General features: G+C 49.6%; 7 protein-coding genes and 1 pseudogene. All 8 read right to left on the bottom strand.

Going from position 1 to position 5,164, the window contains the following annotated elements; genetic code table 11:
* A pseudogene (locus OEL57_RS13840) lies at window positions 1-389 on the bottom strand (hypothetical protein); the annotation flags it as partial.
* 3 nt (window positions 390-392) lie between these two features.
* The gene (locus tag OEL57_RS13835; RefSeq protein WP_300741222.1) at window positions 393-1,169 is read right to left on the bottom strand and encodes a prepilin peptidase; all 777 of its coding nucleotides are present in this window, start codon (window positions 1,167-1,169) and stop codon (window positions 393-395) included.
* A gap of 2 nt (window positions 1,170-1,171) precedes the next feature.
* Window positions 1,172-1,438, bottom strand: a complete 267-nt coding sequence (locus OEL57_RS13830; protein WP_300741220.1) for an HPr family phosphocarrier protein — start codon at window positions 1,436-1,438, stop codon at window positions 1,172-1,174.
* Window positions 1,439-1,451: 13 nt separating this feature from the next.
* Window positions 1,452-1,844: a PTS sugar transporter subunit IIA gene (locus tag OEL57_RS13825; protein ID WP_300741218.1), complete on the bottom strand. Its 393-nt coding sequence runs from the start codon at window positions 1,842-1,844 to the stop codon at window positions 1,452-1,454.
* A gap of 6 nt (window positions 1,845-1,850) precedes the next feature.
* The gene (gene rapZ, locus OEL57_RS13820; protein WP_300741216.1) at window positions 1,851-2,708 is read right to left on the bottom strand and encodes an RNase adapter RapZ; all 858 of its coding nucleotides are present in this window, start codon (window positions 2,706-2,708) and stop codon (window positions 1,851-1,853) included.
* 3 nt (window positions 2,709-2,711) lie between these two features.
* Window positions 2,712-3,671, bottom strand: coding sequence for an HPr(Ser) kinase/phosphatase (gene hprK / locus OEL57_RS13815; RefSeq protein ID WP_331489752.1), 960 nt, complete (start codon window positions 3,669-3,671; stop codon window positions 2,712-2,714).
* Window positions 3,672-3,724: 53 nt separating this feature from the next.
* On the bottom strand, window positions 3,725-4,267 hold the full coding sequence (gene hpf, locus OEL57_RS13810) for a ribosome hibernation-promoting factor, HPF/YfiA family (RefSeq protein ID WP_300741212.1): 543 nt from the start codon (window positions 4,265-4,267) through the stop codon (window positions 3,725-3,727).
* A gap of 42 nt (window positions 4,268-4,309) precedes the next feature.
* Window positions 4,310-5,164: RNA polymerase factor sigma-54 (gene rpoN / locus OEL57_RS13805; protein ID WP_300741210.1), on the bottom strand; the 855-nt coding region annotated here is incomplete at its 5' end.

Genomic DNA, 5,164 nt, shown 5'->3' with positions numbered 1-5,164 from the left:
GCAATAATCCCGCTCTCCTCCAGCTGACGCCCCGGCAGCGTAAAAGGGCGGTAAAGGTCACTGCCTTCTCTGCCAACACTGTAGATAACCTTGCCTGCCTTATCCAGCAGGGTCAGACGTTCAAATGATCGTTCTTCTGCAAGTTTGGAGGCATAGACCGCAGCAGAGGTATTTAACGGCAACATTCCTTCGGGAAAGCTGGGCATTTGATCCGGCAACTGATTAACAAAAGTAGCCAATAGCATCCGGGCATGTTCACCCTTCTGGGCATACAGGTCATTTTCAGCTGTTTTAAAGGCGAGCAGACTAAAGAGCAGCCAGGTAAGGATAAGCAGACAGGCCAATGAGGCAAGAATGGAAAACGTGAGGCTTAGCCGCACTGTTCGCATCGGTTACTTCCCCAGATGGAGATACCAGTTGATCAGCTGGGGGCCGTAGAAAATATAGATAACCGCCCCGAAAGCCAGATACGGACCAAAGGGAATAGCCAGATGGCGTCCTTTGCGTTGCAGCGCCATCAAGGAAAGACCAACAACCGATCCAACCAGTGATGAGGTGAATATAATAAACGGCACGGCTTGCAAACCAAGGAAGCCACCCAGCATGGCCAGCAGCTTGGCGTCTCCCCCCCCCATTCCCTCCCGTCCGGTCAACCAGAGGTAGGCGTAAAACACCAGCGCCAGACTGCCCCAACCAACGACAATACCTGCCAGAGATGAAATCCAGCCCGGTTCTGGAAGAAAAAATGAAGCCAGAAAGCCTAGAACAACCCCGGAAAGCGAGATCTCATCAGGGATAATCTGATGATCAAAATCGATAAAGGTGACAACAATCAATGCAACAACAAGCAGGGAATAAATAAAGAAGGAGATACTCAGGCCAAAGCGAAGAAACAACAGTAACAGAAGACAGCCAGTTAACAGCTCTACCAGTGGATAGCGGATTGAGAAACCGGTACCACACCCCCTGCAACGGCCTCGTAACACCAGCCAACTGACTATCGGGATATTGTCAAACCAGCGCACCGCAGCCCCACAGGACATGCAACGGGAACCGGGACTGATGATTGATTGATCAAGGGGAAGACGATAGATGCAAACATTTAGAAATGAGCCGATCACCGCCCCGAACAGAAAGACAAAGACAGCCATATAGGCAACTGGCAGCATGGTCACTCTTCGCCAAACCCATCTACAATCAGGGCGCCAATGATCTGCATCGCCTCTGCTTCATCAGCCCCTTCCACAGTCAGGCGGATCTTGGTCCCTTTTGAGGCAGCCAACATCATGATTCCCATAATGCTTTTGCCATTCACCTCAACCGATTCCCGGGCCAGTTTAACTTCAGACTGAAACTTACTGGCAGTCTTGACAAAGAGAGCTGATGCACGGGCATGCAGTCCTAATTTATTAACAATCTCAAACTCCTGCTGTTGCATGTAAGCACCTGTTCTATTTTAGGAATTCACCAGCTACAATTACACTTTCACGTCCACAACGCAGCAGAGAAGCGCAAAGCTCCTCCAACGTCATCCTTCCACGACGGGAAAAAAACTCTACCATCATCGGAAGGTTTACTCCGGTTACCACTTCAACTTTGCCCTCTTGCAGAAAAGACATGGCTGCATTGGATGGCGTACCGCCAAACATATCAGTCATGATGATGGCTCCATCGCTTCCAACGGCTTTCAATGCTTCAGCAATGCGGCCAACCAGGCCATCTGCAGGGTCATCAGCATGCAGCTCAACCGCTTCACAGCCTTCGCTGCTACCGGTGATCATGCTTGAAGCTGCAATCAATGATGTGGCGAGTCCTGCATGGGTTACAACAACAAGTCCAGTCATGGTCTACTATCCCTTCTCAATATCGCGGTGACTGATGCGCACCTTAAGCCCAAGCGACTCAAAGCGAGCTGCCGCTGCCTGCGTAATGGCCACCGAACGGTGGCGCCCACCGGTACAACCGATGGCAATCGTTAAATAGCTCTTTCCTTCACGGCGGTAAGCCGGGATCAGAAAATTCAGAAGACTAAAAAAATGATCAAGAAACGCGCTGGTTTCCGTCTGCTCAAGCACAAAATCACGGACCTTTGGTTCAAGACCGCTGTAGGCTCTCAGCTCAGGGACAAAATGAGGATTCGGCAGAAAGCGGACATCCATAACCAGATTGGCATCCAGCGGGACACCATACCGGAAGCCAAACGAAACCACTTCCACCGTAAAATGACTACTGCCCTGCTCCCCTTTAATGGCACGGATCACTTGCTCTTTCAACTGATGGACATTGAACTCTGAGGTATCAATGATCAAGGTGGCGTTCTGACGTAGGGCGGCCAGACGCTCACGCTCAATTCTGATCCCATCGGGAACGGTACAGTGTTCATCTGCAGGGTGACGGCGACGGGTTTCAGCAAAGCGTCTGATCAGTACCTCATCCGATGCATCAAAAAACAGTACTTCCAGCTCGTGTCCTACACTACGCAATTCACGAAACGATTCAACAATGCCGGTAGAGAGATCACGACCCCTGATATCGGTAACCAGGACTACTCCTTTGAATGTCTCACCTGATTTTTCAATCAGTTCAACAAACTGTCGAAACAGTCGTACCGGCAGGTTGTCGATACAGTAAAACCCTTCATCCTCAAGAGCGCGTACCGCAGTTGACTTACCTGAACCGGACATACCGGTAATGACCACAATCCGCATCAGCTATTCCACCTCATCGCCAAGATGCCTGACCTCCATCCGGTCCAGCAACCGCTGTTGAAAATCCTTTGCTGAATGATAGCCCATCCCCTTGAGCAGAAAATTACGGGCAGCGACTTCGATGATTGAACCTAGGTTACGTCCAGGTCTGACCGGTATCGTCAGGTGTGGCAGATCAACCCCCATGATGGTCGTGGTCCTGTCATCAATTCCCAGACGGTCATACTCCTGAGCCGGATCCCACTCCATTAACTCAAGCACCAGATCAATAATCTTCTTTTCTCGGATGGATGAGACACCATACAGATCTTTGATATTGATGATGCCCAGTCCACGGATTTCCATCAGATGCTGTATCTGCTGTTCCGGTTGACCAACCAGACTGGCCGGCATTTTTTTTCTGATAAAGACCATGTCATCTGCCACCAAGCGATGTCCACGAATCACCAGATCAAGGGCACATTCGCTCTTGCCGATGCCACTTTTACCGGTCAAAAGTATACCGACACCCAATACATCCACCAACACACCATGCAGATGGGTAGTGGGCAGCAACTGTTCTTCAAGGAATTTGGTGATCAGCGAAATAAACGTGGAAGACTGATGGGGCGACACCAGTACCGGAATGCCATGCTGCTCGGTAATTTCAAGGAAGCTGGCAGGAGGAGTAAGCCCTTTGGTAACAACAAAGCAGGAGATAGAAAATGCGCAGAGTGCCTGGGTGTTGTCACGCAAGCGTTCATCAGTCAGTTGGTACAAATAGGATATTTCAGTGTTGCCCAAGACCTGGATTCGGGCAGGATGCAGGTGCTGAGTATAACCGGTCAGGGCCAGACCTGGTTTTTGAATCCGGGAGGAACTGACCCGATGATCAAGACCACTGGCGCCAGCCAGCAACAGCAGTTCAAGACCATACTCCTTTTCATCGAGCAGGTCCTGTATGGAAAGGGTAATGCTATCCACAGTATACCGTGGCATGTACAGGGGAGATGCAACGCATCTCCCCTGTACATGCATTAGCCTCGTTGTGGCTCGATCAAGCCAAAGTTACCGTCTTTGCGACGATACAGTACATTGATTTCGCCGGATACGGCATCAGTGAAGACCAGAAAATCCTTATGCAACAGATCCATCTGCATAACCGCCTCTTCCACTGCCATCGGCTTGGCAGTCTCGGTTTTGGTGGTGATAACAACCGGCTCTGGATTGGATTCAATACTTTCAGCATGGAACACCTTTTTGGACATGGTGCGACCATTGCTGTCAGCAGGTTTGTGGTCCTTCAGTTTTTCCTTGTAGCGCTTTAACTGACGTTCAATCTTGTCCAGGACAGCGTCAACCGCAGCATACATATCATTGGTTGCCTCTGAAGCTTTGGTGGTAATGCCACGACCGGAAATAACAATCTCAACAATGTGGCGGATTTTTTCCACCGTGAAATAGATCTGGGCTGAAATTGGTTCATCAATGTACTTGGCAACCCGCTCAAGCTTTTCTTCTGCATAACTTTTCAGCGCCTCACTCTGTTCCATATGCCGAAAGGTTGTCGATACTTGCATAATTGTGTCCTCCTCTGGATAGTTCCCTCTTTGGTAATTATATCAGAAATGACGCCGTCGTTCAGACGACGATCCGATACGCAGCATCTCGCGGTATTTTGTTACCGTCCGCCGGGCAATATTGACGGTTTCATCAGACAGCATTTCAGCAATTTTCTGGTCAGAAAGAGGCTTTGCGGCATCTTCCTTATCAATAATTGCCTTAATCCGGTTCTTGACACTTTCGGAAGAAACTGAATCACCATCTGATGTTGAAAGCCCACTATTGAAAAAATATTTTAACTCAAACAGTCCCTGGGGGGTCTGCATATATTTGTTGGTGGTCACCCGACTGATGGTTGATTCATGCATGCCGATATCTTCAGCAATATCACGCAACACCAGAGGACGCAGACCTTCAACCCCCTGTTCCAGAAACTCTCGTTGGAATTTGACAATACTCTTGGCCACCCTGAAAATGGTACGCTGACGTTGCTGGATACTCTTGATCAGCCATTCAGCGGCCCGCTTCTTGTCGCCGACATATTCCTGAGTCTTGGCATCCATACCGCCACCAGCCTTGGCATCAAGATAATAGGGAGACAGCCGTAGGTTTGGCAGGCCTTCTTCATTCAACATCACTACATAATCATCCCCCACCTTATGCACAAAGATGTCAGGAGAGATGTAGTGTACCTCATCACTGCTGTACAGACGTCCTGGGCGGGGATCAAAACCGGCAATTACCCGAATTGCAGCCAACACCTGTTCAGGATCAATCTTCAGACTACGGGCAATCTGTTTGTAATTAAGATTTTCAACATCCGGCAAGTGGCGCAACAAGATTGACTCAACCACGCTACCGGCCATTCCCAGGCTACGGGCCTGAATCAGCAGGCATTCCTGCAAGCAGAGGGC

The organism is Trichlorobacter sp. (assembly GCF_030247655.1).
GTDB lineage: Bacteria > Desulfobacterota > Desulfuromonadia > Geobacterales > Pseudopelobacteraceae > Trichlorobacter.
This window is presented reverse-complemented; position numbering and strand designations above follow the sequence as displayed.

Bases quoted from the DNA above. Each gene is read 5' to 3' on its own strand.
- OEL57_RS13825 (WP_300741218.1), bottom strand. From the start codon at position 1,844: ATGACTGGACTTGTTGTTGTAACCCATGCAGGACTCGCCACATCATTG.
- rapZ (WP_300741216.1), bottom strand. From the start codon at position 2,708: ATGCGGATTGTGGTCATTACCGGTATGTCCGGTTCAGGTAAGTCAACT.
- hpf (WP_300741212.1), bottom strand. From the start codon at position 4,267: ATGCAAGTATCGACAACCTTTCGGCATATGGAACAGAGTGAGGCGCTG.
- OEL57_RS13830 (WP_300741220.1), bottom strand. From the start codon at position 1,438: ATGCAACAGCAGGAGTTTGAGATTGTTAATAAATTAGGACTGCATGCC.
- OEL57_RS13835 (WP_300741222.1), bottom strand. From the start codon at position 1,169: ATGCTGCCAGTTGCCTATATGGCTGTCTTTGTCTTTCTGTTCGGGGCG.